Raw genomic sequence first — 229 nt, 5'->3', positions numbered from 1 at the left:
AGCGACCCGACGCAGACGTCGACCTACATTGATGTGGAGGGCCAGACGGAGCTTACGGAATCGGATCCCGGGCAAACCGCCCGCGAGTCCTACGTCAACAACCCGGCCGACAAGCTCAGCTACGACTCCGACATGATGAAGCCCAGCGACGAGATACGGAACAGCGCCGCCGCCATTACCGGCGTCAACGGCAGCCCGCGCGGTGCGCAGGAGGTCAGCAAGACCACCT

The 229-nt window shown here is 64.2% G+C and carries 1 pseudogene; it reads left to right on the top strand.

Annotated features, from left to right (window positions below):
- Window positions 1–229: pseudogene (locus KVT28_RS27485) on the top strand (type-F conjugative transfer system mating-pair stabilization protein TraN); the annotation flags it as partial.

The organism is Pantoea sp. GbtcB22 (assembly GCF_019091025.1).
In the GTDB taxonomy this organism is placed as follows: Bacteria; Pseudomonadota; Gammaproteobacteria; order Enterobacterales; family Enterobacteriaceae; genus Pantoea; species Pantoea leporis.
Note: the sequence above shows the minus strand (reverse complement) of the source record. Positions and strands in the feature narration are given on the sequence as shown.